Genomic DNA, 24,801 nt, shown 5'->3' with positions numbered 1-24,801 from the left:
CGGGCGAATCGGGCGGCCGACGCGGACCACGGGCCGGGGCGAGCGCTACAGCGCGCGGCGGGCGGCGGCGATCGCGTCGGGGTCCCAGCCGGGGCGGGGCACCGAGTCGAGCAGCAGCCGGGTGTAGGGGTGCCGGGGGGCGGCGAGGACAGCGGTGGTGGGGCCGGACTCGACGATCCGGCCGTGCCGCATCACGACGACCTGCTCGGTGACGCAGCGCACCACGCCCAGGTCGTGGGTGATGAACAGGTAGCCGATGCCGGTCTGTTCGCGGATGTCGGCGAGCAGGTTGAGCACCTGGGCCTGGACGGAGACGTCGAGCGCGGCGACCGCCTCGTCGAGCACCATCACCGCGGGTTCCACGGCGAGCGCCCGGGCGATGGCGACGCGCTGGCGCTGGCCGCCGGAGAGCTGCCGGGGCAGCGCGCCCGCGGCGCGGGTGCCGAGGCCGACCCGGTCGAGGAGTTCGGCGATCCGCCGGGGGTGGTCGGTGTCCGGGAAGTGCAGGCGCAGGGTCTCGCGCAGGGCGTCCTCGACGCTGGTCCGCGGGTCGAGCGAGAGGTACGGGTCCTGGAAGACCATCTGGATCTCGCGGGCGCGGGCCAGGCGTTCGGTCCGGCCGCGGGCCCGGCCGGTGCGGGGGCGGCCGAGGACGGCGACCTGTCCGGCGTCGGCCCGTTCGAGGCCGACCAGGATGCGGGCGGTGGTGGTCTTGCCCGAGCCGGACTCGCCGACGATGCCGAGCGATCCGCCCGGGGCGAGTGTGAAGGAGACCTCGTCGACGGCGCGGACCGCGCCGAACGACCGGCACAGGCCGGTGACTTCCAGCAGGTCGCTCATCGGGCGGTGCTCCCTTCGAGCCGGTCGCTGTGGTGGCAGGCGGCCAGGTGGCCGGCTCCGACGGTCTCCGCCGCGGGGGTCTCGGTGCGGCACCGCCCGGTGGCCAGCGGGCACCGGGCGGCGAACGGGCAGCCGGTCAACTCCTCCCGCAGGTCCGGTGGTTGGCCGTCGATCGCGGTGAGCCGCCCGGTCGGGCCGGACAGTGCGGGGGTGGCGGCGAGCAGTGCGGCGGTGTAGGGGTGGCGGGGGTGGGCGAAGAGCGCTCCGGCGGGGCCGGTCTCGACGATCCGGCCCGCGTACATCACCGCGACCCGGTCGCTGATGGCGGCGGCGAGGCCGAGGTCGTGGGTGACGAACAGCAGGCCGGTGCCGAAGCGCGTCCGCAGGCGGTCGAGCAGGCCGACCACCTCGGCCTGGCTGGTGACGTCGAGGGCGGTGGTGGCCTCGTCGGCGAGCAGCAGGACGGGGTCGCCCATCAGCGCGGCGGCGATCATGACGCGTTGCAGCATGCCGCCGGAGAGCTGCCCGGGGTACGCGTCCAGGACGGTGGCGGGGAGGCCGACGGCGTCCAGGAGTCCGGTGGCGCGTTCCCGCGCGGCGGCCCGGCCCATGGCCTTGGTGAGGACCACGCTCTCGGTGAGGAAGTCGCCGACCCGGCGCAGCGGGTTGGTGGCGGCGCGCGGGTCCTGGAAGATCATCGCGGCCTTGCGGGAGCGCAGGTCCTGCAGGTGTGCGGGGGTCATGGCGAGGACGTCCTCGCCGTCGACCAGGACCTTGCCCTCGACGGCGGCGTCGCCGGGCAGCAGGCGCAGCGCGGTGCGCGAGGTGAGGGTCTTGCCGGAGCCGGACTCGCCGACCAGGGCGACGGTCTCGCCGGCGGCGACGGTGAGGCGGACGCCGTCGAGGACGGGCCGGGCGGTGCCGGGGAGGGTCAGGCGCAGGTCCTGGATATCGAGGGCGTTCACGGGTTCCTCCGGGCGACGCGGTCGGCCCAGCGTTCGCCGACGACGTTGAAGGCGACGACGGTCAGCACGATGAGGGCGCAGGGCAGGATCGCGGAGAGCGGGTAGCCGCGCTGGACGGCGGTCTGGCCGTCGAAGACCATCCGGCCCCAGTCGGGGGTGAGGGCGGGGACGCCGAGTCCGAGGAAGGAGAGTCCGGCGAGGTCCATCAGGGCGTAGCCGAAGTTGACGGTGGACTGGGCGAGGACGACGGGGGCGATGTTGGGCAGGACGTGCCGCAGGCAGATCTGCGCGGCGGAGTGGCCCTGGACCTGGTGGGCGGCGACGTAGGGGCGGGACCGTTCGGCCAGGACCAGGGAGCGGGTGAGCCGGCTGACGTAGGGGAGGTAGGCGACGGCGAGGGCGAGCACGGGGGCGAGCAGGCCCTCGCCGTTGACGGAGACGATCAGGATGGCGAGCAGCATGCCGGGGAAGGCGAAGACCAGTTCGGTGCTGCGGGAGAGCACCGAGTCGAGCCAGCCTCCGCGCCATCCGGCGACGAGGCCGACGGCGAGGCCGGCCACGGTGGAGAAGGCGACCACGCCGAGCGGGCCGAGCAGGGAGGTGCGGGCGCCGAGCAGCAGCCGGGAGAGGGTGTCGCGGCCGGCCGCGTCCACGCCGAGCAGGTGCTCGGCGGAGGGTCCGGCGAGGGCGGCGCCGAGGTCGACCTCGTTGGGGTCGTACGGGGCGAGCCAGGGGGCGAGCAGCGCGGCGAGGGTGACCAGGGCGACGAGGGCGAGGCAGACCAGCCGGAGCGGGGCCCGGCCGGTTCTGATCCGGGCCAGGCCGGGCCGGCGGGTGAGGGCGGTGCTCATCCGGTGGACCTCCGGGTTCCGAGGGCGACCCGGGGGTCGACGAGCGGGTGGAGCAGGTCGACGACCAGGTTCACCGTCATGAACAGCGCGACCATGATCAGCGAGATGGCCTGGACGGTCGGGAAGTCCTTGGTGGTGGTGGACAGTTCGAGCAGTTGGCCGAGGCCGCCGACCGAGAACGCGGACTCCACCAGGACGGTGCAGACCAGCAGGGTGGAGACGATCAGGCCGCCGGTGGTGAGCACGGTGCCGAGCGCGTTGCGGAAGACGTGGCGGTTGATCACCTGCCGTTCCGGTACGCCGCGGCTGCGGGCCACGGTGACGTGCTCGCTGTCGAGGGCCTCCAGCATGGCCGAGCGGGTGACCCGGGCGAGCAGGCCGATCAGGTACAGCGCGAGGGCGACGGCGGGCAGGGCGAGGTGCCACAGCATGTCGCCGAGGCCCTCCCCGGCGCCGCTGCTGGGGAACCAGCCGAGCTTGACCGCGAACAGGCCCTGCAGCAGGACGGCGGCGACGAAGGACGGGGTGCCGATGGCGAAGGTGGTGCCGACCAGGATCGTCGAGTCGGCGGCGCCGCCGCGGACCGCGCCGGTCCGGCCGAGCAGCAGCCCGGCGGCCAGCACGATCACCAGGGCCATGGCGACCAGCAGCAGGGTGGCGGGCAGCCGGTCGGCGAGCAGCGCGGAGACGTCGGTGCGGTAGGTGAGCGAGCGGCCGAAGTCGCCGTGCAGCACCTGGCCGAGCCAGCGCAGGTAGCGGACCAGGAACGGGTCGTCCAGGTGGTACTGCTCGTTGACCGCCCGCAGGGCGGCCGGGGAGGCCGACCGTCCCGACAGGAGGAAGCTCGCCGGGCTGCCCGGCGCGAGGTACATCGCGCCGTACACCACGAAGGAGGCGCCGAGCAGGGTGGCCGCCATTTCCAGCAGCCGCCGTCCCGCGAATCTCAGGAAGTTCACCGGGCGGCGCCCACGTCGGCCGCCCACGGGTAGTAGAGGTAGCTGATGGTGGTGGGCGCGCCGGTGATCCGCTTGTTGAGGAAGAGCGCGGTGGGCCATTCGGCGACCGGTATCCAGAACAGCTGCTCGGAGGCGGTCTGCTGGAGCTTCGCCTCGATCGCGCCGCGTTCGGCCGGGTCGTAGGCGGCGGCGGCCCGGTCGACCAGGTCGTCGTACGCCTTGTCGCTGAAGCCGGGGTAGTTCTGGTAGGCGCCGGTCCGGAAGTTGCTCAGCAGGTCGAGCGGGTCGGTGACGGAGTCGTAGTAGGTCTCGGGGAACATGTCGAGCCCTTCGCGGGCCTGCGGGTCGGTGAACAGCGCGGTGAAGGCGTTCGGGGCGATCGTCTTCAGCTGGACGTCCAGGCCGATCCGGGCGCCCGCGTTCTGGACGGCGGTGGCGAGCAGCGAGACGTCCTGGCCGATGCTGCTGGTGGCGACGGTCAGGGTCTTCCCGGTGGCGCCGGCCTGTTCGACCAGGGCCCTGGCCTGCTGGATGTCCTGGTCGGTCGGGGTGAGGTGGGCGAAGGCGTCGGTGCGCACGGCCTCCGGGTATCCGGCCCAGACGGCCTTGGTGGTGAGCGAGCCGGTGACGGTGCCCGCGCCGCCGAGGCCGGCCTTGACGAAGCCGGAGCGGTCCAGGGCGAGCGAGAGCGCCTTGCGGACCCGGACGTCGCCGAGCGCGCCCTTGGTGCTGGTGATGTTGACGTTGACGGTGCTCAGGCCCTCGCCGAAGTAGAGGGTGCCGACGCCGCTCTTCTTCAGCCGGTCGTAGCTCTCGGTGGGGATCAGGTAGCCGCCGTCGATCTCGCCGCTGAGCATCGCGTTGGTGCGTGCCGACGGGTCGGTGAGGAAGCGGAACACCGCTCTGGCGGACTTCGCCTTCGTCCCCCAGTAGCCGTCGAAGCGCCGGAGTTCGATCGACTGGCCCTTGGCCCAGTCGCCGAGGGTGAAGGGGCCGGTGCAGTCGAGACTGCCGGAGGTGCCGTAGTCCTTGCCGGCCGCCTCGACGCCGGCCTTGGCGGTGACGGTGCCGGCCGCGGTGGCCATGTACTGCGGGAACTGCGAGTCGGGCTGCTTGAGTTTCACGGTGACCCGGAGCGGGCCGGTCGCGGTGATCGAGTCGACGTTCTGGAACACCTGGGCCCAGGCGGCGGCGTTCTCCGGGTCGCGCTGCCGGTCGAGGCTGTACACCACGTCCTCGGCGGTCATCACCGAGCCGTCGTGGAAGTGCACGCCGGAGCGCAGGTCGTAGACCCAGGTGGTCGGGTCGGGGTTGGTCGCCTTCTCGGCCAGGCCCGGGGCGAGGGTCAGCTGCGGCGTCCACCGCATCAGGCTCTCGCAGACGTTGGAGAGGATGGTGTTCTGCGGGTAGTCGAACGCCATCGTCGGGTCGAGGGTGGGCGGTTCGGCGTACAGCGCCCAGGTGAAGGAGTCCAGTCCGCCCTTGGCGGCGGGGGTGTCGGCGGAGAGCCGGAACCCGTCCCCGCCGCCGGACGGCCCGGCGGGGGGTCCGGAGCAGGCGGCCAGCAGGCTGAGGGAGGTGACGGCCGCGGCGGTCAGGACCGCGGCGCGTCGGGGGCGGGGGTGTGCGGTGGGGGGCACGGTGGTTCCTCCTCGGGGGGATGTCAGGCGCGGGCGGCGGGGATCTGCTGGGTGATGCAGTGGATGCCGCCGCCGCCGAAGGCGAGGGCCCGGGCCCGGACGCCGACGACCTTGCGGCCGGGGTGGGCGGCGGCGAGTACGGCCAGCGCGCCCTCGTCCGCGGGGTGGCCGGCGACCGGCACGACCACGCCGCCGTTGGCCAGGTAGTGGTTGAGGTAGCCGACCTCGGTCCGCTGCCCGTCGACCTCGACGAACGCGGCCTGCGGGACGTCGACGATCTCGAACGGGCGGCCCTGCGCGTCGGTGGAGTGCTCCAGCACGGCGCGGTTGGCCCGCATCCGCGCGTAGTCCGGGTGCTCCGGGTCGTCGGGCAGCTGGACGATCACCCGGCCGGGTGCGGCGAAGGCGCAGACGCCGTCGACGTGCCCGTCGGTCTCGGTGTCGAGCAGGCCGCCGTAGGGCAGCCAGATCACCTTGGTGACGCCGAGCCGGGCCTTCAGCTCGGCCTCGATCTCCTCGCGGGTCAGGTCCGGGTTGCGGTTGGGGTGGAGCAGGCACTGCTCGGTGGTGATCAGGGTGCCTTCGCCGTCCACCGTGATCGCGCCGCCCTCCAGGACCATCTCGGAGCGGATCGCCGGGACGCCGAGCCGCTCCAGGAGCAGCGCGCTGATCCGGTCGTCGCCCTCCCACGGCGTGTGCTTGCGGCCCCAGGCGTTGAAGCGGAAGTCCACGCCGGCCCGGTTGCCGTCCGTGTCGAGCACGAAGATCGGCGCGGAGTCGCGGAACCAGGAGTCGTCCAGTGGCAGTTCGAGGACCGTGATGCCCTCGCCGCCGCACATCGCGGCGGCCTGTTCGCCGTGGCCGGGCGGGGCCACCATGGTGACCGGCTCGAACCGGGCGACGGCTCGGGCCACCTCGGCGTACTCCTGCTGGGCCTCGGTCAGCACGGCGCCCCACAGGTCGGCGCGGACGGGCCACGCCATCAGGCAGCCCTGGTGCTGGGTCCACTCGGCGGGCATGCGGTAGTTCACGACGGGTTCCTCTGTCTGGGTCGGGGAGCGCGGTGTGCCGCACATCCTTCATTGAACTGAAAATTCAGTCAATGGGCTTGGGGCGGGTAGAGTGAGCGTCCATGTCGGACCGTCGAACAGGGATACTCACCGCCGCCACCCGCGTCATCGCACGTCGGGGGGTGCGCGGGCTGCGCGTGGAGGAGCTCGCGGCGGAGGCGGGGGTGTCGACCTCGCTGATCTACTACCACTTCGGCGACCGGGCCGGCATCCTGCGCCGGACGCTGGAGTTCATCAACGACCGGGCCGACCGGTACACCGCCGGGCGGATGTCCGACGGCGGCCCGGACGACGCCCGCGCCGACCTCGAACAGGTCCTGCTGCTGGAGCTCCAGGACCTCGACGAGGTGCGCGAGAACAGCACCGCCTGGGGCGAGTTGAGGGCGAGCGCGGTCTTCGAACCCGACCTGCGCGAGGAGTTGGCCCGGGCCACCCACACCTGGGTGCACGAGATCGCCGAACTCATCGGCCGGGCCGACCCGCTGGGCACCGCCCCCGCCCACGCGGCCGCCGCCGAACGCCTGACCGCCCTGCTGGAGGGCCTCAGCGTCCGCTGGCTCAGCGGCGTCCTCCCGCTGCCGCACGCCCGCCACCTGCTCCGCGAGGCGATAGCGGCCGAACTCGACGGCGTCCGGGTCTGATCTTTCCTTCAGGAAACGGCGGCGGGCGGGGCGGTCAGAGGAAGTAGAGGCGGCTGAGGGAGACCGTGTCGGCGGGCTCGGAGCGCAGCGGGTCGCCGTCCAGGAAGACGGCGCCCGTGCGGTGGTCCACCTCGACCAGTCCGGTGCGGGCGTTGCGGAGCAGGTCGCGGGGCCCGATGCCGCGCGTCCCGCGGACGGCGACCCGGCGGCGGCGGGTGGTCATCGCGTCGTACGGGCGGCCGGGCGAGCCGGACTCGGCGGCGGCCGCGCTGACGAAGGCGACCGAGAGGTCGGCGGGGGTGGCCCCGTGCGCGCCGAAGAGCGGTCCCATCACCAGCGGCTGGCAGGACTCCGTGGCGGCGTTGGGGTCGCCGGTGACGCCGTAGGCGGGGAAGCCGGCCTTGAGCACCATCTGCGGTTTGGCGCCGAAGTGGTCGGGGCGCCAGAGCACCAGGTCGGCGAGCTTGCCGACCTCGATGGAGCCGACCTCGTGCGAGAGCCCGTGCGCGATCGCGGGGTTGATGGTGAGTTTGGCGATGTAGCGCAGCACCCGCTCGTTGTCGTCCTCGGGGTTGTCGCCGTCCAGCGGGCCGAGTTCGGCCTTCATCTTGTCCGCGACCGCGAAGGTGCGGCGCACCGTCTCGCCGGCCCGGCCCATGCCCTGGGCGTCCGAGGAGGTGATGCCGATGACACCCAGGTCGTGCAGCACGTCCTCCGCGCCCATCGTCCCGGCCCGGATCCGGTCCCGGGCCATCGCCGCGTCGCCCGGCAGGTCGGTCTTCAGCGCGTGGACCGACACGATCATGCCGTAGTGCTCGGCGACGGCGTCCCGGCCGAACGGCAGGGTGGGGTTGGTGGAGGAGCCGATCACGTTCGGCACGCCCGCCATCTTCAGCACGTTCGGGACGTGGCCGCCGCCGCAGCCCTCGATGTGGAAGGCGTGGATGGTCCTTCCCTCCAGCACCGCGAGGGTGTCCTCCACCGACAGGCACTCGTTCAACCCGTCGGTGTGCAGGGCGACCTGGACGTCGTACTGCTCGGCGACCCGGAGCGCGGTGTCCAGCGCCCGGGTGTGCGCGCCCATGTCCTCGTGCACCTTGAAACCGGACGCGCCGCCCTCGGCCAGCGCCTCCACCAGCGGCGCCGGGTCCGAGGACGAACCCCGCCCCAGGAACCCGATGTTGACCGGCCAGGCGTCGAAGGCGTTGAACGCGTGCCGCAGCGCCCACGGCGAGTTGACGCCCACCCCCCACGCGGGCCCGATCTCCTGGCCGATGATCGTGGTGACGCCGGAGGCCAGCGACGCCTCCATGATCCGCGGCGACATCAGGTGGACGTGGGTGTCGATCGCGCCCGCGGTGACGATCAGGCCCTCCCCCGAGACGATCGTCGTCCCCGTGCCGACCACCACCTCCACCCCGGCCAGGGTGTCCGGGTTCCCGGCCCGGCCGATCGCCGAGATCCGCCCTTCCCGGATGCCGATCGACGTCTTCCGGATGCCCTGCACCGCGTCGATCACCACCACGTTGGAGACCACCACGTCGCAGGTGTCCCGGACGGCGGCGGCCTTCAGGTGCAGGCCGTCCCGCGCGGTCTTGCCGAACCCGGCCAGGAACTCGTCGCCCGGCGCCTGCGAGTCCGACTCCACCCTGATCACCAGGCCGCTGTCGCCCAGCCTGACCCGGTCGCCGGCCCGCGGGCCGTGCACCGCGGCGTACTCGCGCGCGTCGATCGTGCCGCTGCCGCTGCTCATCGCGTACTCCCCTGCTCACTGCCTTCGGTGTCTCCGGCGTCTCCGGCGTCTCCGGTGCCTTCGGTGCTTCGGGCGTCTTCGGCGCCTCGGGTGCTTTCGGCGCCCAGGTAGCCGCAGGCCGCCGCGCGGCGCAGCGCCTCCTGCCGGGCGCCGGGGGCGTCCAGCGGGCCGTCCACCAGGCCGGCGAAGCCGATCGCCACCCGGGCCCCGCCGATCGGCACCAGGCCGACCTCGACGGTCGCCCCCGGGTCGAAGCGCACCGAGGAACCGGCCGGCACCGCGAGGCGGGTGCCGTAGGCGGCGGCCCGGTCGAAGGCGAGGCGCGGGTTGGCCTCGAAGAAGTGGAAGTGCGAGGTCACCGAGACCGGGACGCTCGCGGTGTTGCGCACGCCGAGGGTGAGCGCGGGCTCCGGCACCACGGCGGTGCCGGGGCCGGTCAGCAGTGCGCCGGGGGCGCGGTCGGCGAGGCCGTCGGCGGTGCCGAAGGGTTCGGCGACGACGGCGAGGCGGGTGCCGTCCTCGAAGACCGCCTCCACGCTGATCTCGGTCAGCACGTCGACCACGCCGGGCAGGACGTCCGCGGGGCCGAGCACGGAGCGGCCGAGCGCGACGGCCTCGGCGAGCCGCCGCCCGTCGCGGGCCGCCTCGCAGACGGTGTCGGCGATCAGCGCGGTGGCCTCGGGCAGGTTGAGCCGCAGGCCGCGGGCGCGCCGGGCGCGGGCCAGTTCGGCGGCGGTGAAGATCAGCAGGCGGTCGCGTTCGGTGGGGGTGAGCTGCATCGCCGGGTCACCCGCCCAGCGCGGGCAGGTCGTGGGTGGCGCAGTGGATGCCGCCGCCACCGCCGGCGATCGCGTCGATCCGGACCTGGACGATCTCGCGGTCGGGGAAGTGGTCCTTCAGGACCTGCCGGGCCCGGTCGTCGGCCCGGTCGTCGCCGAACTTCGGCAGGTAGACGCCCTTCCCACCGAGGTAGAAGTTCATGTACGAGGAGACGAAGGCGTCGCCGCGCCCGGTGATCCGGTCCGGGTCGGGCTGCGGCAGGTCGATCACCTCGATCGGTTTGCCGCGCGCGTCGGTGGCCTGCTCCAGGACGGACCTCGCCTGGTCGGCCGAGCGCGACCAGACGTCGGCGGGCGAGCCGGGGAAGGCCCGGTCGAGCAGGACGGTGCCGGGGGCGACGAAGCGCATCAGGCAGTCCACGTGCGCGTCGGTGATGTCCTGGCCCTTCACCCCGGCCAGCCAGATCACCTTGCTGACGCCGAGCGCCGCCTTGAGTTCCTGCTCGACCCGGTCGCGGGACATCCCGGGGTTGCGGTTGGCGTTGACCACCGAGCTCTCGGTGAGCACCAGGGTGCCGAGGCCGTCGGTCTCGAAGGAGCCGCCCTCGGCGACGAGCGGGGTCTCGATCCGCTCGATGCCGTGCTGCTCCAGCAGGGTGCGGGCGACCCTGCCGTCGCGGCCGTGCTGCTGCTTGCCGCCCCAGCCGTTGAAGTTGAAGTCGACGCCCTTGACCTTGCCGCCCTCCTCGACGAAGACCGGGAGGGTGTCGCGGGCCCACAGGTCGTCGACCTCCAGGGGGACGACCTCGACGCCGCTGCCGCACGCCCGGCGGGCGGCGTCCGCGTGCTCGGGCCGGGCCAGCAGGGTGACCGCCTCGTGGGCGCCGATCGCGGCGGCGAGGCCGGCGATGTCCTTGCGGACGTCGCCCAGTTGGTCGCCCCAGACGTTCTCGGAGCCGGGCCAGGCCATGAAGGTCCGGCTGTGCTTCTCCCATTCGGCGCCGAACCGGCGGCCGGTGCCGCCGGGCGGGGCCGTCGGCGGGGAGCCGCCCGCACCGCCGGTGCCGGTGCCTGCATCGGCGCCGGGGACGGGGTCGAGGTCGGTGCAGGCGGTCAGGCCGAGGGCGAGCAGGCCGGTGCCGGCCAGGGCCCGCAGCAGGGTGCGGCGGGGCAGGGCGGAGACGGACAAAGGAGTCCTCCGTTGTGCGCTGTGGAGCGCTGTCGGGCGCTGTCGGACGTTGCCGGGCAGCGAGGGGCGCTGTCGAGCAGCGGGGCGGGGCCGGTCGGATCGGGGGCCGCGGTCAGGGCAGCGGCTCGTGCATGGTCGAGCAGTGGATGCCGCCGCCCCCGCCCATCAGCCGGTCGACGTCGAGCTGGACGACCCGGCGGCCGGGGAAGGCGGCGGCGAGGGTCGCCCGGGCGGCCTCGTCCCGCTCCGGGTCGCCGAACTGCGCGGTGACCACACCGCCGTTGACCAGGTGGAAGTTCAGGTACGAGTCGACGAAGGCGGACTTCCGTGACCGGACCGTCTCGGGGCCGTCGATCCGGATCACCTGCAGTCGGCGGCCGCGGGCGTCGACCGCCTGCGAGAGGATCGCGAACTGCTCGCGGGCGTCGCGCGCCCACACGTCGTCGCGGTCCCGGGGCGGCAGTTGGACCATCACCACGCCGGGCCGGACGAACCGCGAGGTGACGTCGACGTGGTCGTCGGTGATGTCCTTGCCCTTGATGCCGGGCAGCCAGATCATCCGGTCCGCGCCGTAGGCGTCGAGGACGGCGTCCTCGATCTCGTCGCGGCTCATGCCGCGGTTGCGGTTCTTGTTGACCAGGCTGCTCTCGGTGGCCATCACGGTGCCGTCGCCGTCGGTCTCCACCGCGCCGCCCTCGCCGACGAAGTCGGCCCACCGCAGGCGCAGGCCGCGGTGGCGGGCGATCCGCTCGGCGGCCCGGGCGTCGTCGGTGTGGACCTGCTTGTTGCCCCAGCCGTTGAAGTTCAGCGCGGCGGCCTCCAGGCCGCCGCGGCCGTCGCGGCGGAAGACCGGGGCGGTGTCGCGCATCCACAGGTCGTCGGTGGGCACGGCGGTGGTGACCTCGACGGCGGCTCCGCACAGGCCGCGGGCCTGGCGGGCCGAGTACTCGTCGGGGACGCACATCACCACCGGTTCGAAGGCGGCGACGGTCCGCGCGATCAGCGCGATGTCCTCCTGGACGCCGCCGAGCTGCCGCCCCCAGACCGATCTCCGGGAGGGCCACGACATCCAGGTCCGGGCGTGCGGCACGTCGTCCGCAGGCACCCAGGGGCCGTGGTCCTCGCTGTGGTGGTTCATGAAGTGCTCCGGGTCCAGTGTCGCTCGTGGTGGCCACAGCGTGGCACTGACTGAAAAATCAGTCAAGCCGATGAGCATGGAAAGGCCCGCAGGTGAACCCGGGTGCGGGCAGCAGAACGCCCGGGCGCCGGTGCGACGGCGGCCCGGGCGCGGACGGGAGCTCCCCGACGGGACGGACGGGACGGACGGAGCCGGCGGTCAGCGGGCGAGCCGCTCCAGCTCCACGTCGATCGCCTCGCCCATCAGCGTCCGGGCGTGGCCCAGCGGCAGGCTTCCGCTCAGCCAGCGCATGCTCAGGCCCTCCAGCAGCGCGGTCAGCCGCTCGGCGGCGGCCGCCAGCGCGGTCGCCGAGTTGATCGGGTGCACCTGGCCGAGCAGTTGGGCGACCTCCTGGACCCAGCCCAGCGACGCCCGGGCCAGGTCCTCGCGCAGCGAGTCGTCGAAGACCGCGCTCGCCCGCAGCTCGCCCCACGCGGTGCTGTTCTCCCGCACCTCCGGGACGTCCTGCAGTTCCAGCAGGAGGGTCTGCTCCAGTTCCTCGCGCGGGGTGAGCGGCGGCGCGTCCGGGTCGCGCTCGGTGGTGTAGCGCCCCGCGCGGTCGTTGATGAACTCCAGCGTCCGGCGCAGGATGCCGGTGCGGTCCTTGAAGTGGTAGTAGATCAGCGCGGTGGAGACGCCGGCCTCGGCGGCGAGCTCCTCGACGCGCAGGCCGCGGACCCCCCGTCGGGCGATCACGCGCGCGGCTGCTTCCAGGATGGATGTTTTACGACTGGCCACGGTGCACCACCCTACTGGGCGGCGGTCGCCGCGCCGGGGGCGGCATCCTGACCTGCCGGTCAGTGGCCCGGGTGCGGGGGCTCGGCGGGGCGGGTCCAGGGCGGGGTCCAGGTGCCGGGGGCGTCGAGGGCGCGGGGGGTGAGGTGGGCGCGGAGGGCGGGGAGGGCGGGGTGGGGGTTGTCGCGGTGCCAGAGCAGGGAGTGGGGGTAGACCGGGGTGGGGTCGGTGATCGGGACGCGGCGCAGGCCGTGGCCGGCGGGCCAGACCAGCCGGGTCTGTTCGCTCATGAAGGTGGCGAGGGCGGGGGTGTCGGCGATGGTGTCGAGCAGGGCGTCGGAGCCGAAGTTGGGGCCGGTGGCCTCGATGGTGAGGCCGAACTCGGCGACCAGGTCGTCGTAGTAGCAGGCCCATTCGGTGCCGGGGACGATGCCGGGCATCCAGATCCGGTGGCCGGCCAGGCCGGCGAGCGGGACGGAGCGGGCGGCGGCGAGCGCGTGGGCCGGGCCGGTGAGCAGGTGCAGCGCTTCGTCGAGGACCCGGACGGCGGCGATGTCCTCGGGGAGCGGGTGCCCGGGTGCGGGGACGGCGCGGAAGGAGGCGTCGACGGCGCCGGAGCGGATCGCGGCCACCGCGGTGTCGACGTCGAACAGCATCACCACGTCGAGGTCGACGTCGGGGTGGGCGCGGTGGAAGTCCCGCAGCAGCCCGGACGCCGCGCCGCGCGAGTTGATCACGTCGACCCGGAGCGGGCGGCGGTCGGCGCGCACCGAGGCGAGGGCCCGGTCGGCGGCCCGGAGCAGTTCGCGGGCGTGCGGCAGGAACGCCTGTCCGTCGATGGTCGGTTCGACGCCGCGCGGGGTGCGGGTGAACAGGCGGACGCCGAGTTGACGTTCCAGCGCGGCGATCCGTTTGGAGACGGCCTGCTGGGTGATCGACAGTTCGGCGGCGGCCTTCTGGAACTGGCCCGCGTCGGCGACGGCGGCACAGGTGCGCACGGTTTCGAGGTCCACGTCGACCGAGCCTAGTGAACAACCGGTGGTTGTGCCGATCCGGTCCACCGGTTGTTTGACCTGGGGTTGGGCCGCGCGCTTGGCTCTCCCGGGACAACCGGGGAGGGTACGGGTGCGGCGCAGGGCGTTGGGACGGTCGTTCGACCGGCTGTGGGCGGCGTACGCGGTGAGCGCGTACGGCTCGGCGCTGGGGTTCGGGGCGCTGCCGCTGCTGGCGGTGCTGGTGGTGCGCGCGGGGGCGGGGCAGGTGGCGGCGCTCGCGGCGGTCGGCCCGGCGGTGGGGGCGCTGCTGGCGCTGCCGCTGGGCCCGTGGGTGGAGTTCCGGCGCAAGCGGCGGGTGATGGTCGCGGCGGACCTGGTGCGGTGCGCGGCGCTGGCGGGCGTCGCGGCCGCGTACGCCTGCGGGGTGCTCGGGTTCGCCCAGCTGCTGGCGGTGTCGGCGGTGCTGGCGGCCGCCCGGATCGCGTCCGGGGCGGCGTCCGGGGCGCTGCTCAGGTCGGTGGTCCGCCCCGAGGACCTGCTGGTCGCCAACTCCCGCCTGGAGTCCACGAACTGGAGTTCCCTGGCGGTCGGGCCGCCGCTCGGCGGGGCGGCGGTCGGCCTGTTCGGCCCGGTCACGACGGTGGTCGCCGACGCGGTGAGCTACCTGCTGTCGGCGCTCGGGGTCGGTTCGGTCGGGCACCGGGAGCGCGTCCCGGTCCGCCCCTCGGCGGGGGGCGGACGGCGCCGGGCGGGCGGGCTGTGGGACGGCTGGCGGCACCTGTTCGGCGATCCGGTGCTGCGGGCGCTGTACCTCAACAACCTCGCCGTCTCCGGCCTGGTCATGGCGACCGAGCCGCTGCTCGCCGTCCTGCTGCTGGGCCGGCTCGGCTTCCCCGCCTGGCAGTACGGGCTGGCGTTCGCCGTCCCGTGCCTGGGCGGGCTGCTCGGCTCCCGGCTGGCCCGCCGGGTGGTGGCGCGGCGCGGCCGGTGGTGGGTGTTCCGGGTGGTCGGGACGCTGCGCGCGCTGTGGCCGGTCGGCCTGGCGTTCGTCCGGCCGGGCCCGGTGGGGCTGCTGACGGTGATCGCGGTGGAGGCCGCGATCGTCGTCCACATGAGCCTGTACACGCCGGTGCTGGCCACCCACCGGCTGGAGCACACCCCGCCGCACCTGGTGGCGCGGACCCTGACGGCCTGGTCGGTCGGCCAGCAGGCGGCGATCGCCCTGTGCACGGCGCTGGCCGGGCTGCTCGCCGACGCCGCCGGGCCGCGCGCCGCACTGCTGGCCACCGGGCTGCTCGCGCTGGCGACGCCGCTGCTGCTGCCGCGCGAACCGCGGCGCGCGGCAGGGGAGTCGGCCGCCGCGGCCGGTGGCGAGGACGGGTCGGCCGCCGCGGCGGTCGGCGGGCGGGGGATCGGACAGAGCGGTGGGCAGGGGATCGGCTAGAGCGGCGGTCGGCGGGCGGCTGGTCGGCTGGTCGGCTACTGCGGCGGGCGGCGGGTGCGGGCCGGTTCCGCGTACTGGGCGTCGGTGACGGGTTCGGCCCAGGTCGTCTCGGGGGTGCCGTCGCCGGTGGCCTCCCAGAGCGCGTGGTGCGCCATGAAGCGGTCGGCGGTGGCGCCGTGCCAGTGCTCCTCGCCGGGCGGGCAGGAGACGGTGTCGCCCGGCTGGGCCTCGAACACGGTGCCGTCCCGGGTGCCGATCAGCGCGGTGCCGGACACCACGTGCAGGGTCTGGCCGACCGCGTGGGCGTGCCAGTGGGTGCGGGCGCCGGGGGCGAACCGGACCAGGTTGAAGCGCAGCCGGGACGGGGCGGCGCCGGCCGCGAGGACGTCCCACCGGACGTCGCCGGTGAACCATTCGGCCGGGCCCTTCGCGGTGGGCCGCGGGGTGACGAATTCCATGGTGTTCTCCTTTGCTTCGCACCGGATTTGCTTCGCACCGGATCTGCCTCGCACCGGAGTCGACGGTGGGTCAGGGGGTGAGCAGGGCCTTGATCGCGCGCCGTTCGTCCATCGCCCGGTAGCCCTCGGCGACGTCGGCGAGCGGCAGGGCGAGGTCGAAGACCCGGCCGGGGTCGATCCGGTCGGTGAGGACCAGGTCGATCAGTTCGGGCAGGTAGCGGCGGACCGGGGCGGGGCCGCCGCGCAGGCCGACGTGCGAGAAGAACAGTTCCTGCCCGTCGACGGCGACGCCGTGCGGAACGCCGACGAAGCCGACGCTGCCGCCGGGGCGGGCGCCGCGCAGGGCCTGGCCCATGGCCGCGTCGGTGCCGACGCACTCCAGGACGCTGTCGGCGCCGAGGCCGTCGGTCAGGTCCATGATCCGGGCCACGCCCTCGGCGCCGCGCTCGGTGACGACGTCGGTGGCGCCGAACGCGCGGGCCAGCCGCTGCCGGGGCTCGTGCCGGGACATCGCGATGATCCGCTCGGCGCCGGAGTGCCGGGCGGCGAGCACCGCGCACAGGCCGACCGCGCCGTCGCCGACCACCACGGCCGTCGAGCCGGGCCGGACCTGCGCGGCCTCGGCGGCCCACCAGCCGGTGCCGAGCACGTCGGAGGCGGTGAGCAGGCCGGGCCAGTGCCGGGCGTCGGGGACGCCGTCGGTGGCGACCAGGGTGCCGGCGGCCTGCGGGACGCGGATGTACTCGGCCTGGCAGGTGCTCATGAACTCGCGCCGCTCGCAGTGCGAGGTCCAGCCCTGGCGGCAGTGCGCGCAGGTGTTGTCGGAGGTGGCGAAGGACCCGACCACGAACTGGCCGGGGCGCAGGCCGGTGACCTCGGCGCCGACCTCCTCGACGAAGCCGACGTACTCGTGGCCGATCGGGTGGGCGTGCTCGGTGGCGTCCTGGCCGCGCCAGGGCCACAGGTCGGAGCCGCAGACGCAGGTGGCGGCGGTCCGGACGATCGCGTCGGTGGGGTGGAGGATCTTCGGGTCGTCCAGGGTCTCGAACCGGACGTCGCCCGGGCCGTGGATGACTGCTCCGCGCATGGTGGTGCTCCGGGGAAGGGGGTGGTCTCGTCCGTTCCAGGAAACGCCCGCCGGGGGCGGGGAGCGAGACACCCTCGAAGGGTGTACCGGTGGTGCATCCCTCCGGGGGCGCGCGGCGCGTACGGTCGGGAGGGTGGACAACAGTCAGGAGGTCCGCGAGTTCCTCACCTCGCGGCGCGCCAGGATCACCCCGGCGCTGGCCGGGCTGCCCGCCGGACCGCGCCGGCGGGTGCCGGGGCTGCGGCGCAGCGAGGTCGCGGCGCTCGCCGACGTGAGCGTCGAGTACTACGCCAAGCTGGAGCGCGGGCATCTGGCCGGGGTCTCCCCCGCGGTGCTGGAGGCGGTGGCCCGGGCGCTGCGGCTGGACGACGCGGAGCGGGCGCACCTGCTGCACCTGGCGCAGGCCGCGGACGGCTCGGACGCGCTGACCCGGCCGCGCCGCCGGGCCGGCCGGGGGTGGACGCCGCCGCCGGGCCTGCAGTGGACGCTGGACGCGGTCACCGGCGGGCCGGCGTTCGTCCGCAACGGGCGGACCGACCTGGTGGCGACGAACGCGCTGGCCCGGGCGTTCTACTGCGACCTGTTCCGGCAGCCGGGCGGCGGCGGGCCCGGGGAGCCGCCGAACCTGGCGCGCTACCAGTTCCTCGACCCGGCCTCGCGCGCCTTCTACCCGGAGTGGGGTCCGGCCGCCGACATCACGGTGGCGATCCTGCGGACCGAGGCGGGGCGCGATCCGCACGACCGCGGCCTGCACGACCTGATCGGTGAACTCTCCACCCGCAGCGACGAGTTCCGCGTCCGCTGGGGTGCGCACGACGTGCGGCACCACGGCAGCGGCACCAAGCACTTCCACCATCCGGTGGTCGGCGGCCTGACCCTGTCCTACCAGGGCCTGCGGATGGCCGCCGAGCCGGACCTGTTCTTCACCGTGTACGCCGCCGAGCCCGGCTCCGCGAGCGAGCGGTCGCTGCGGCTGCTGGCCCCGGCGGCGGGCGTCTCCGTCAGTCCTTGAGGTAGAACGGCTGCTGCCCCAACGGCTGGGTGAGGAAGGCGAGTTGGAGGCCCTGGTCGAGGCGGAGCCGGAGCGCGTCGTCGGCCGCGAGGGCGGGGCCGAGGCGGGCGGCCAGGGCCCGGGGGTCGGTGGCCGGATCGGCGAGGACGAGGGCCAGGGTGGCGTCCGCGTCCGGGGCCGGGACGAGGTGCGCGGCGGTGATCTCCGGTACGGCGGCGAGGAGTTCGCGCAGCGCGCGGTGCACCTCCGGGTCGAGGTGCGGCCGCAGGTAGGGCCGGTTCTCGGCGACGGCGCGCAGCCGGGCGCCGGACAGCTGGTAGCTGACCGGGCCCGCCGGGTCGATCAGCAGGATGTCGGCGCGTTCCGCGTACGCCACCATCGCGGCCTGCGGGGCGACCACCGGCGCGGGCCGGGCGTCGGCCCGCCAGCGCGTCATGCTCTCCATGGAGGTGAACGCGGGCAGCGCGCGCCGCCCGTCGGCGGCCTCCAGCACCGGCACCGCCATGTCGCTGGTCTTCTCGTGCTTGTGCCCGTGCGCGTCCACCTCGACCTCGCCGAGCAGTGCCACGATCGGCACCATCAGCCGGCTCGGCGTCAACGCGGCCAGCAACTCCGGTTCGGCGGACGGGTCCTGCTGCCACGCGGCGAGGGCCGCGGCGAGGACGGGATCGGCCGTGCCGTCGTCGGCGGCGAACCCGGGATCGGGGATGTTCTTGCGCTCCACCCCGCGAGCCTATGCCACCTTCGCGCCGCCCCGACGCGCCCGACACCCCGGGCCCCTCCGACCGCCCGCGGCCGGGCCGGGCCCCGGCGGCGGATTGGGGGCCGTCGGGATCTACCGTCCGGTAGGGGGATGTGGCAGTCTGCGGCCATGGCACTCGCGGAAACCGCCGCTACCAGCGGTACTGTCTCGGACCGGGCCCGTTACGACCGGGCGACGGCGCACCTGGAGGCGCCGGTGGCGATCGTGGACCTGGCGGCGTTCGACGCCAACGCGGCGGATCTGGTGCGGCGGGCGGCGGGCAAGCCGATCCGGGTGGCGTCGAAGTCGGTGCGCTGCCGGGCGCTGCTGGAGCGGGTGCTGGCCCGGGACGGGTTCGCGGGCGTCATGAGCTTCACGCTGGCGGAGTCGATCTGGCTGGTCCGCTCGGGGTTCACCGATGTGCTGCTGGCGTACCCGTCGGCGGACCGGGCCGCGTTCGGGCGGCTGACGGCGGACCCCGAACTGGCCCGGCAGATCAGCGTGGTGGTGGACGACGTCGCGCAGCTGGACCTGATCGACGCGGCCCGGGAGGGTTCGGCGGCGGTCCGGGTCTGCCTGGAGCTGGACACCGCGCTGCACCTGCTCGGCGGCCGGGTCCGGGTGGGGGCGCGGCGCTCGCCGCTGCGGACGCCCGAGCAGCTCGGCCGGTTCGCCGAACTGGTCAACGCCCGCCGGGGTTTCGAGGTGGTCGGGCTGATGGCGTACGAGGGCCACGTGGCGGGGGTCGGGGACGCGGTGCCGGGCCGTCCGCTGCGTTCGGCGGCGGTGCGGCTGATGCAGGGCCGGGCCCGCACCGAGCTGGCGCTGCGCAGGGCCGAGGTGGTCCGGCGGGTGCGGCAGGTCGCGGACCTGGAGTTCGTGAACGGCGGCGGCACCGGCAGCGTGGAGTCGACGGTGGCGGAGCGCGCGGTGACCGAGGTCGCGGCGGGTTCGGGCCTGTTCGTGCCCCGGCTGTTCGACAACTACCGCGCGTTCCGGGGGCGTCCGGCGGCGCTGTTCGCGCAGCCGGTGGTCCGGCGGCCCGGGGTGGGCGTGGTGACGGTGCTCGGCGGCGGCTACCCGGCGTCCGGCCCGGCGGGCGCGGACCGCTCCCCCGTCCCGTACCTGCCGGCGGGCCTGCGCTACGACCCGCAGGAGGGCGCGGGCGAGGTGCAGACGCCGCTGCTGGGCTCGGCGGCGGACGACCTGCTGATCGGCGACCGGGTCTGGTTCCGGCACGCCAAGGCCGGTGAACTCTGCGAGCGCTTCCCGGAGTTGCACCTGATCGAGGGCGAGACGGTGACCGCCGCCGTCCCGACCTACCGCGGCGAGGGCCACACCTTCCTCTGACGCGCCGTCAGCGCGCACCGGCCGCGGCGCCACCCTTGGCCGCGGCGCTACCCTTGATCACGAAAACGGGTGGCCACGGACCCGGGCAGGTCCGATCGGGGGAGGTGCGACCGCCGGATGTCGTTCGCGGAACAGCACGAGACCGTCGCGTCCGGGGCCGCCTCGGTCGCGGCCGGGCGGGACATCACCGGCCCGGTGGTGACCAACCACCAGGTCAACTTCTGGCTCACCGAGCGGGGTTCGGACGGTCCCGACCCGCTGTCGTGGCCCCTGGCCGGCGAGGTGGACGCGCTCGTCCTCGGCGTGCACCCGGCCCGGGCGTCGGACGCCGGGGCGGCGCTGCCGCCGTACGTGCTGCGCGACTCGGACCGCGGGCTGGCCGCCCGGGCGAAGCACGCGGCGGCGCACGGCGGGCTGGTGCTGCTGGTGGGCGACTCCACGGCGGGCAAGACCCGGTCGGCGCTGCACGCGGTGCGGCGCTGCATGCCGGAGCACCGGCTGTACGCGCCGCCCCGGGGTGCGGCGCTGTCCCGGCTGCCCGGGGCGCTCCGGTCCTCCGGGGTCGGCCGGGTGGTGCTGTGGCTGGACGACCTGGAGCGCTTCCTCGGCGCCGACGGCCTCGACCCGGCGCTGCTGGGCTCGCTCACCGCGCTCGGGGTCGCCACCGTCGCCACCCTGCGGGACGAGGTGTTCGAGACCTACCGCACCCTGCACGCGCCGGGCGGGCTCCCGCACCCGGACCGCGAGCTCGGGCACCGCGTGCTGCGCGGCGCGGACCCGGTCCGGGTGCCCAGGCGCTGGAGCCCCGCCGAGCTGGACCGGGCCGCCGCGGCCGGGGAGGCCCGGCTCGCCGACGCGGTCGCCCACGCCGGGGCGTACGGGGTCGCCGAGTACCTGGCGGCCGGGCCGTCGCTGCTGCAGTCCTGGGAGCAGGCGTCCCGGGTGGGCGGCAATCCGCGCGGCGCGGCGCTGGTCCGGGCCGCCGTGGACCTCGCCCGGGCCGGGCTGCGGGCGGCCGTCGACGTCGAGGTGCTGCGGGACCTGCACGCGGGCTACCTGGACGACGTCGCGCTGCGCCCGGAGGGCTGGCCGGAGGCGCTGGCCTGGGCGACCGAGGTCCGGTACGGGGCCTCCGGGCTGCTGGTGCCCGGCGAGTACCCCGACACCTGGCGGGCCTTCGACTACCTGCCGGAGGCGCTGAACCGGCGCGGCCCGGACGCGCCCGCGGTGCCGGAGGCCGTCCGGGACGAGGTGCTGGAGCTGGGCGCGGACGACGAGGACCGCCTGCTGATCGGGATGAGCGCCTACCTGGCGGGCGCGACCGGGCACGCGGTCGCGGCCTGGCTCCCGCTCGCCCTGGCGGGCGACGGCAGCGCCGCCGCCCACCTGGCCGCCGTCCACGAGGAGGCGGGGGAGGCCGAGGCCGCCGCCCGCTGGAACCGGGTCGCGGCCCGGGACCCGTTCCACAGCGAGCGGATTCCGTTGGGATCGGTGGAGTCGCTGTACGACCCCGTGAGCGGCACGGTGGCGCTCGGCGACGACCGCGGCGGCGCGGAGAGCCGCGTCCCGCTGCACCGGCCCGGTACCGGCGTGTGCCACGGCGCCGTCGTGGGCGGCCCGGGGGTGGGCAAGAGCAACACCCTGACGGTGCTCCTGGTCGGCGCGCTGGCCAGCGGCCGGTTCGTGCTGTGGCTGCTCGACTGGTCCGCCGGGCAGAAGCACTTCCGGGCGCTGCTGGAGGCCGACCGGGCCGACCGGTACGCCGGCGACCGGCCGTCGGAGGCGCTGGCCGTACTGCGGGGCGCGGTGCGGCTGATCGAGCACCGGCGGGCCGGGGAGCATGCGGCCCCCGCACCGACCGAGCCGGGGGTGCTGGTCGCCGTCGAGGACGCCCACCGGCTGTTCGGGGCCGTCCCGGAGGCCGTCCCGCTCTGCCTGCGCATCCTGCGCGAGGGCGGGCCGCAGGGGGTCGGGCTGCTGCTGACCGCGCCCGACCTGGAGACCGCGAGCTTCGGCGGCAGCGCCGAACTGCGCCGGGAGGTCCTGGACGACGCCAACTGGACGCTGCTGATGGGCTCGGCGGCCCTGCCGATGCTGCGGGACGCCCAGCGGCTCGGGTCCGCCCCGCGCGACGACGACCCGTTCGCCTGACCGCCCGGAGCGGACCGCCCCCGGAGCCCGGAAAAAATCTTCGGAGAAATGTCGTGGGTCGTGTCGAGAACCCGCGGGGTGCTCCGTCCCAGGGGTGAGGGCGGCCACAATGGGACCGCCGGAACAGCTGGGGAGTGAGAACGATGGCGAAGTACCTGCTGCTGAAGCACTACAAGGGGTCGCCGGAGCCGGAGGGCTTCGTGCCGATGGACCGGTGGAAGCCCGAGGAGGTCGGCGCGCACATCCAGTACATGCGGGACTTCGCGGCGAAGCTGGAGGGGACCGGCGAGTTCGTGGACGCGCAGGCTCTGGCTCCGACCGGCACCTGGGTGCGGTACGACGGCGAGGGGCGGCCGCCGGTGACCGACGGGCCGTTCGCGGAGACCAAGGACCTGATCGCCGGCTGGATGATCATCGACGTGGACAGCTACGAGCGGGCCCTGGAGCTGGCCGGCGAGCTGTCGGCGGCGCCGGGCGCGGGCGGCGTGCCGATCCGCGAGTGGCTGGAGCTGCGCCCGCTGATGTCCGAACCGCCGACCGTCACGGAGTGACGGGGGTGGCCGGCGCGGTGGACGAGGCGCTGCTGCGCGCGCTCACCCCGGAGGTGCTGGCCGTGCTGGTCCGCCGCGGGGGCGACTTCGCGGCGGCCGAGGACGCCGTCCAGGAGGCGCTGCTGGAGGCGCTGCGGGCCTGGCCCCGGGAGGTCCCGCGGGACCCGAAGGGCTGGCTGGTCACCGTCGCCTGGCGGCGCTTCCTGGACGCGGCGCGGGCCGACGCCTCGCGCCGCCGCCGGGAGGACCTGGTCGAGGAGCGGCCCGCGCCGGGGCCGGTGCCGGACGAGGACGACTCGCTGCGGCTCTACTTCCTGTGCGCGCACCCGTCGTTGCCGCCGGCCTCGGCGGTGGCGCTGACGCTGCGCGCGGTCGGCGGCCTGACGACCCGGCAGATCGCCCGGGCGTACCTGGTGCCGGAGGCGACGATGGCGCAGCGGATCAGCCGGGCCAAGCGGACGGTGTCCGGGGTCCGGCTGGACCGGGCGGGCGACGTGTCGACGGTGCTGCGGGTGCTGTACCTGGTGTTCAACGAGGGCTACTCGGGGGACGTCGACCTGGCGGCGGAGGCGATCCGGCTGACCCGGCAGCTGGCCGCCCGGGTCGACCACCCGGAGGTGTCGGGCCTGCTGGCGCTGATGCTGCTGCACCACGCCCGGCGGGCCGGGCGGATCGGTCCGGACGGCGGCCTGGTGCCGCTGGCCGAGCAGGACCGCTCGCGCTGGGACACCGCGGCGATCGCCGAGGGCGTGGCGGTGCTGCAGGGGGCGCTGGCCCGGGACCGGCTGGGCGAGTTCCAGGCGCAGGCGGCGATCGCGGCGCTGCACGCGGACGCGCGGGTGGCGGCGGAGACCGACTGGGTGCAGATCGTCGAGTGGTACGACGAGTTGGCGGCGCTGACGGACAGTCCGGTGGTGCGGCTGAACCGGGCGGTGGCGGTCGGCGAGGCGGACGGCGCCCGGGCCGGGCTGGCCGCGCTCGCGGAGCTGGACCCCGCGCTCCCCCGGTACACGGCCGCGGCCGCGTACCTGCGCGAGCGGGCCGGCGAGCTGTCGGCGGCGGCCGGGCTGTACGCGGAGGCGGCCCGGCAGGCCGGCGCGGCGGCCGAGCGGGACCACCTCGTCCGGCAGGCGGCTCGGCTCAACACCCTTCTGGGCGAAGGGCGTTGAGCCGGGAGCGAGCCTGCGGGAGCGAGCCTGCGGGGGCCGGTCGGCGGCTCAGGTGGTGGTGCCGCCGGTGGCGCCGCCCGGGGCACCGGTCCCGCCGCCGGTGAAGTCGGCGATGCCGCCGACCAGGGCGTCCATCTGGTCGGTGCCGGGCGCCTTGTCGGCGATGTCGAAGCCCATGTGCACGGCGATCAGCGACTTGCCGTTCGCGGCCGGGAACACCACCGTCTCCACGTAGCCGCCGTTGCCCTTCGACACGTCGACCTGCCAGCGCACCAGGTAGCCGGAGCGGCCGGCCACCGTGACGGCCTCGCTCTTGACCTCCTTGTGCCCGGTGATGCCCTGGTACGCCTCCTTGGCGGCGGCGTCGATGTCGCCCTGCGCGGCGGCCTTGGCGTCGGTGCCCTTGACCTGGCTGGTGTTCGCCCCGGCCAGCGAGCACTTGTCGGTGCCGTCCGGGCAGGTGTACTTGCCGGTCAGGACGGTGGCGTAGCCGTCGGCGGTGGTGCCGCCGTCCCAGCCGTTCAGGATCGGCAGCGAGATGCCGTTGACCAGGTCGACGGCCTGCTTGGCACCCAGGCCCTTGCCGCTGCCGCCCGTTCCGCCGCCGGTTCCGCCACCGCTGCTGTTGCCACCGCTGTTGCCGCCGGTGCCGCCGGAGCCGTTGCCGGAGCCGCCGTTCTTGCCCTGGCCGTTGCCGCCCGTCCCGCCGCCGCTGCCGAAGCCGGGGATGCCGTCGCCGTTGCTGCCGCCGTTGCTGCCGCCGTTGCCGCCGCGGTGGCGCTCGCCGGGGGTGGGGGCGGCACTGGCGGAGCGGTCGTGGCGGCCGTCCATCGCCAGGTAGGTGACGCCGGAGCCGACCGCGAGGCCGATCAGCGCGGCCACCGAGGCGGCGATCAGCACCGGCTTGGACGGGCGCGGACGGGGCGGACGGGGCGGCGCCCCGTCGGCGTAAGGGGGCAGCTGCGGGTAGTGGACGGCCTGGCCGGAGGCGTCCAGCACGGTGCCCTCGATGACGGTCGGCTGCTCGGCGGCCGCGGCGGGGGGCGCGTCGGTCGGCGGGGTCGCGCCCTGGGTCGCGCCCGGGGTCGCGCCCGGGGTCGCGCCCGGGGCGGCGTCGGCCGCCGGGGCCGGGCGGGTGGTGGCCGTCCAGCCCTTGCCGTCCCACCAGCGCTCGGGGCGGGGGTCGCTGTCGGTGTCGACGGGGTCCGGGTACCACCCGGCGGGAATCTGCTGCTCGGTCACACAC

Annotated in this window: 23 protein-coding genes; 7 read left to right on the top strand and 16 right to left on the bottom strand. The window is 75.1% G+C overall.

What is annotated here, in order from left to right; all coding sequences use genetic code 11:
- Positions 1 to 45: 45 nt before the first annotated feature.
- Genes ACIQBJ_RS29945 through ACIQBJ_RS29920 form a run of 6 tightly spaced genes read right to left on the bottom strand, consistent with a single transcriptional unit; the run spans position 46 to position 6,283 of the window.
- Complete coding sequence (locus tag ACIQBJ_RS29945; protein ID WP_400716715.1) at positions 46 to 840, bottom strand: ABC transporter ATP-binding protein; 795 nt, start codon at positions 838 to 840, stop codon at positions 46 to 48.
- On the bottom strand, positions 837 to 1,805 hold the full coding sequence (locus ACIQBJ_RS29940; protein WP_400716713.1) for an ABC transporter ATP-binding protein: 969 nt from the start codon (positions 1,803 to 1,805) through the stop codon (positions 837 to 839). Before ACIQBJ_RS29940 ends, ACIQBJ_RS29945 begins: the two co-directional genes overlap by 4 nt.
- Positions 1,802 to 2,656 carry an ABC transporter permease gene (locus ACIQBJ_RS29935; protein WP_400716711.1) on the bottom strand — a complete coding sequence of 285 codons (855 nt, stop codon included), beginning with the start codon at positions 2,654 to 2,656 and terminating at the stop codon, positions 1,802 to 1,804. Before ACIQBJ_RS29935 ends, ACIQBJ_RS29940 begins: the two co-directional genes overlap by 4 nt.
- On the bottom strand, positions 2,653 to 3,612 hold the full coding sequence (locus tag ACIQBJ_RS29930) for an ABC transporter permease (protein ID WP_400716708.1): 960 nt from the start codon (positions 3,610 to 3,612) through the stop codon (positions 2,653 to 2,655). The genes ACIQBJ_RS29935 and ACIQBJ_RS29930 overlap by 4 nt, the downstream gene beginning before the upstream one ends.
- Complete coding sequence (locus ACIQBJ_RS29925) at positions 3,609 to 5,252, bottom strand: ABC transporter substrate-binding protein (RefSeq protein WP_400716706.1); 1,644 nt, start codon at positions 5,250 to 5,252, stop codon at positions 3,609 to 3,611. Before ACIQBJ_RS29925 ends, ACIQBJ_RS29930 begins: the two co-directional genes overlap by 4 nt.
- A 23-nt stretch (positions 5,253 to 5,275) precedes the next feature.
- Complete coding sequence (locus tag ACIQBJ_RS29920; RefSeq protein WP_400716704.1) at positions 5,276 to 6,283, bottom strand: agmatine/peptidylarginine deiminase; 1,008 nt, start codon at positions 6,281 to 6,283, stop codon at positions 5,276 to 5,278.
- A 101-nt stretch (positions 6,284 to 6,384) separates the two neighbouring features.
- On the opposite strand from ACIQBJ_RS29920, the gene ACIQBJ_RS29915 reads away from it, so the two are divergent.
- Positions 6,385 to 6,963, top strand: a complete 579-nt coding sequence (locus ACIQBJ_RS29915; protein ID WP_400716702.1) for a TetR/AcrR family transcriptional regulator — start codon at positions 6,385 to 6,387, stop codon at positions 6,961 to 6,963.
- A 34-nt stretch (positions 6,964 to 6,997) separates the two neighbouring features.
- Here ACIQBJ_RS29915 and ACIQBJ_RS29910 read toward each other — a convergent pair whose 3' ends face one another.
- The 6 genes from ACIQBJ_RS29910 to ACIQBJ_RS29885 all read right to left on the bottom strand — a co-directional run bounded on the left by ACIQBJ_RS29910 (position 6,998) and on the right by ACIQBJ_RS29885 (position 13,609).
- Entirely contained in the window at positions 6,998 to 8,716 is a 1,719-nt protein-coding gene (locus ACIQBJ_RS29910; RefSeq protein WP_400716700.1) for an urease subunit alpha, read from the bottom strand.
- Positions 8,713 to 9,495: an urease subunit gamma gene (gene ureA / locus ACIQBJ_RS29905; protein WP_400716697.1), complete on the bottom strand. Its 783-nt coding sequence runs from the start codon at positions 9,493 to 9,495 to the stop codon at positions 8,713 to 8,715. The genes ACIQBJ_RS29910 and ureA overlap by 4 nt, the downstream gene beginning before the upstream one ends.
- Positions 9,496 to 9,502: 7 nt before the next feature.
- A complete protein-coding gene (locus ACIQBJ_RS29900) occupies positions 9,503 to 10,684 on the bottom strand; it encodes an agmatine/peptidylarginine deiminase (protein WP_400716694.1) in 1,182 nt (393 codons plus the stop codon).
- A gap of 112 nt (positions 10,685 to 10,796) precedes the next feature.
- Positions 10,797 to 11,822: an agmatine/peptidylarginine deiminase gene (locus ACIQBJ_RS29895; protein ID WP_400716691.1), complete on the bottom strand. Its 1,026-nt coding sequence runs from the start codon at positions 11,820 to 11,822 to the stop codon at positions 10,797 to 10,799.
- 198 nt (positions 11,823 to 12,020) lie between these two features.
- Complete coding sequence (locus tag ACIQBJ_RS29890) at positions 12,021 to 12,599, bottom strand: TetR/AcrR family transcriptional regulator (RefSeq protein ID WP_400716689.1); 579 nt, start codon at positions 12,597 to 12,599, stop codon at positions 12,021 to 12,023.
- Between the two features lie 59 nt (positions 12,600 to 12,658).
- A complete protein-coding gene (locus ACIQBJ_RS29885; RefSeq protein WP_400716688.1) occupies positions 12,659 to 13,609 on the bottom strand; it encodes a LysR family transcriptional regulator in 951 nt (316 codons plus the stop codon).
- A gap of 112 nt (positions 13,610 to 13,721) precedes the next feature.
- Here ACIQBJ_RS29885 and ACIQBJ_RS29880 point away from each other — a divergent pair, with 112 nt between their 5' ends.
- Positions 13,722 to 15,035, top strand: coding sequence for an MFS transporter (locus ACIQBJ_RS29880; protein ID WP_400716685.1), 1,314 nt, complete (start codon positions 13,722 to 13,724; stop codon positions 15,033 to 15,035).
- 35 nt (positions 15,036 to 15,070) lie between these two features.
- Here ACIQBJ_RS29880 and ACIQBJ_RS29875 read toward each other — a convergent pair whose 3' ends face one another.
- Together ACIQBJ_RS29875 and ACIQBJ_RS29870 are read right to left on the bottom strand one after the other, a co-directional pair.
- A complete protein-coding gene (locus ACIQBJ_RS29875; protein WP_400716683.1) occupies positions 15,071 to 15,493 on the bottom strand; it encodes a cupin domain-containing protein in 423 nt (140 codons plus the stop codon).
- Between the two features lie 70 nt (positions 15,494 to 15,563).
- Positions 15,564 to 16,580: a zinc-dependent alcohol dehydrogenase family protein gene (locus ACIQBJ_RS29870; protein WP_400716681.1), complete on the bottom strand. Its 1,017-nt coding sequence runs from the start codon at positions 16,578 to 16,580 to the stop codon at positions 15,564 to 15,566.
- 133 nt (positions 16,581 to 16,713) lie between these two features.
- Here ACIQBJ_RS29870 and ACIQBJ_RS29865 point away from each other — a divergent pair, with 133 nt between their 5' ends.
- A complete protein-coding gene (locus ACIQBJ_RS29865; protein WP_400716678.1) occupies positions 16,714 to 17,592 on the top strand; it encodes a helix-turn-helix domain-containing protein in 879 nt (292 codons plus the stop codon).
- On the opposite strand, the gene ACIQBJ_RS29860 is transcribed toward ACIQBJ_RS29865, so the two are convergent.
- Entirely contained in the window at positions 17,582 to 18,316 is a 735-nt protein-coding gene (locus ACIQBJ_RS29860) for an SseB family protein (protein WP_400716676.1), read from the bottom strand. The two genes, ACIQBJ_RS29865 and ACIQBJ_RS29860, sit on opposite strands and share 11 nt — an antisense overlap.
- Before the next feature lie 147 nt (positions 18,317 to 18,463).
- Between ACIQBJ_RS29860 and ACIQBJ_RS29855 the strand changes: the two genes are divergently transcribed.
- The 4 genes from ACIQBJ_RS29855 (at position 18,464) to ACIQBJ_RS29840 (ending at position 23,555) form a co-directional block, all read left to right on the top strand.
- The gene (locus ACIQBJ_RS29855) at positions 18,464 to 19,684 is read left to right on the top strand and encodes an alanine racemase (RefSeq protein WP_400716674.1); all 1,221 of its coding nucleotides are present in this window, start codon (positions 18,464 to 18,466) and stop codon (positions 19,682 to 19,684) included.
- A gap of 117 nt (positions 19,685 to 19,801) precedes the next feature.
- Positions 19,802 to 21,835, top strand: a complete 2,034-nt coding sequence (locus tag ACIQBJ_RS29850; RefSeq protein ID WP_400716671.1) for a hypothetical protein — start codon at positions 19,802 to 19,804, stop codon at positions 21,833 to 21,835.
- A gap of 143 nt (positions 21,836 to 21,978) precedes the next feature.
- Positions 21,979 to 22,386, top strand: a complete 408-nt coding sequence (locus ACIQBJ_RS29845) for a YciI family protein (protein ID WP_400716669.1) — start codon at positions 21,979 to 21,981, stop codon at positions 22,384 to 22,386.
- 17 nt (positions 22,387 to 22,403) lie between these two features.
- Positions 22,404 to 23,555: an RNA polymerase sigma factor gene (locus ACIQBJ_RS29840; protein WP_400716932.1), complete on the top strand. Its 1,152-nt coding sequence runs from the start codon at positions 22,404 to 22,406 to the stop codon at positions 23,553 to 23,555.
- 48 nt (positions 23,556 to 23,603) lie between these two features.
- On the opposite strand, the gene ACIQBJ_RS29835 is transcribed toward ACIQBJ_RS29840, so the two are convergent.
- On the bottom strand, positions 23,604 to 24,797 hold the full coding sequence (locus tag ACIQBJ_RS29835; protein ID WP_400716667.1) for a DUF2510 domain-containing protein: 1,194 nt from the start codon (positions 24,795 to 24,797) through the stop codon (positions 23,604 to 23,606).
- Positions 24,798 to 24,801: the final 4 nt, after the last annotated feature.

The sequence above is a fragment of the Kitasatospora sp. NPDC088391 genome (genome assembly GCF_044753345.1).
GTDB lineage: Bacteria > Actinomycetota > Actinomycetes > Streptomycetales > Streptomycetaceae > Kitasatospora.
The sequence above is the reverse complement of the archived record's forward strand: the minus strand, read 5'-3'. Positions and strand labels throughout refer to the sequence as shown.

Bases quoted from the DNA above. Each gene is read 5' to 3' on its own strand.
- ACIQBJ_RS29845 (WP_400716669.1), top strand. From the start codon at position 21,979: ATGGCGAAGTACCTGCTGCTGAAGCACTACAAGGGGTCGCCGGAGCCG.
- ureA (WP_400716697.1), bottom strand. From the start codon at position 9,495: ATGCAGCTCACCCCCACCGAACGCGACCGCCTGCTGATCTTCACCGCC.
- ACIQBJ_RS29895 (WP_400716691.1), bottom strand. From the start codon at position 11,822: ATGAACCACCACAGCGAGGACCACGGCCCCTGGGTGCCTGCGGACGAC.
- ACIQBJ_RS29910 (WP_400716700.1), bottom strand. From the start codon at position 8,716: ATGAGCAGCGGCAGCGGCACGATCGACGCGCGCGAGTACGCCGCGGTG.
- ACIQBJ_RS29855 (WP_400716674.1), top strand. From the start codon at position 18,464: ATGGCACTCGCGGAAACCGCCGCTACCAGCGGTACTGTCTCGGACCGG.
- ACIQBJ_RS29945 (WP_400716715.1), bottom strand. From the start codon at position 840: ATGAGCGACCTGCTGGAAGTCACCGGCCTGTGCCGGTCGTTCGGCGCG.
- ACIQBJ_RS29850 (WP_400716671.1), top strand. From the start codon at position 19,802: ATGTCGTTCGCGGAACAGCACGAGACCGTCGCGTCCGGGGCCGCCTCG.
- ACIQBJ_RS29915 (WP_400716702.1), top strand. From the start codon at position 6,385: ATGTCGGACCGTCGAACAGGGATACTCACCGCCGCCACCCGCGTCATC.
- ACIQBJ_RS29935 (WP_400716711.1), bottom strand. From the start codon at position 2,656: ATGAGCACCGCCCTCACCCGCCGGCCCGGCCTGGCCCGGATCAGAACC.
- ACIQBJ_RS29875 (WP_400716683.1), bottom strand. From the start codon at position 15,493: ATGGAATTCGTCACCCCGCGGCCCACCGCGAAGGGCCCGGCCGAATGG.
- ACIQBJ_RS29870 (WP_400716681.1), bottom strand. From the start codon at position 16,580: ATGCGCGGAGCAGTCATCCACGGCCCGGGCGACGTCCGGTTCGAGACC.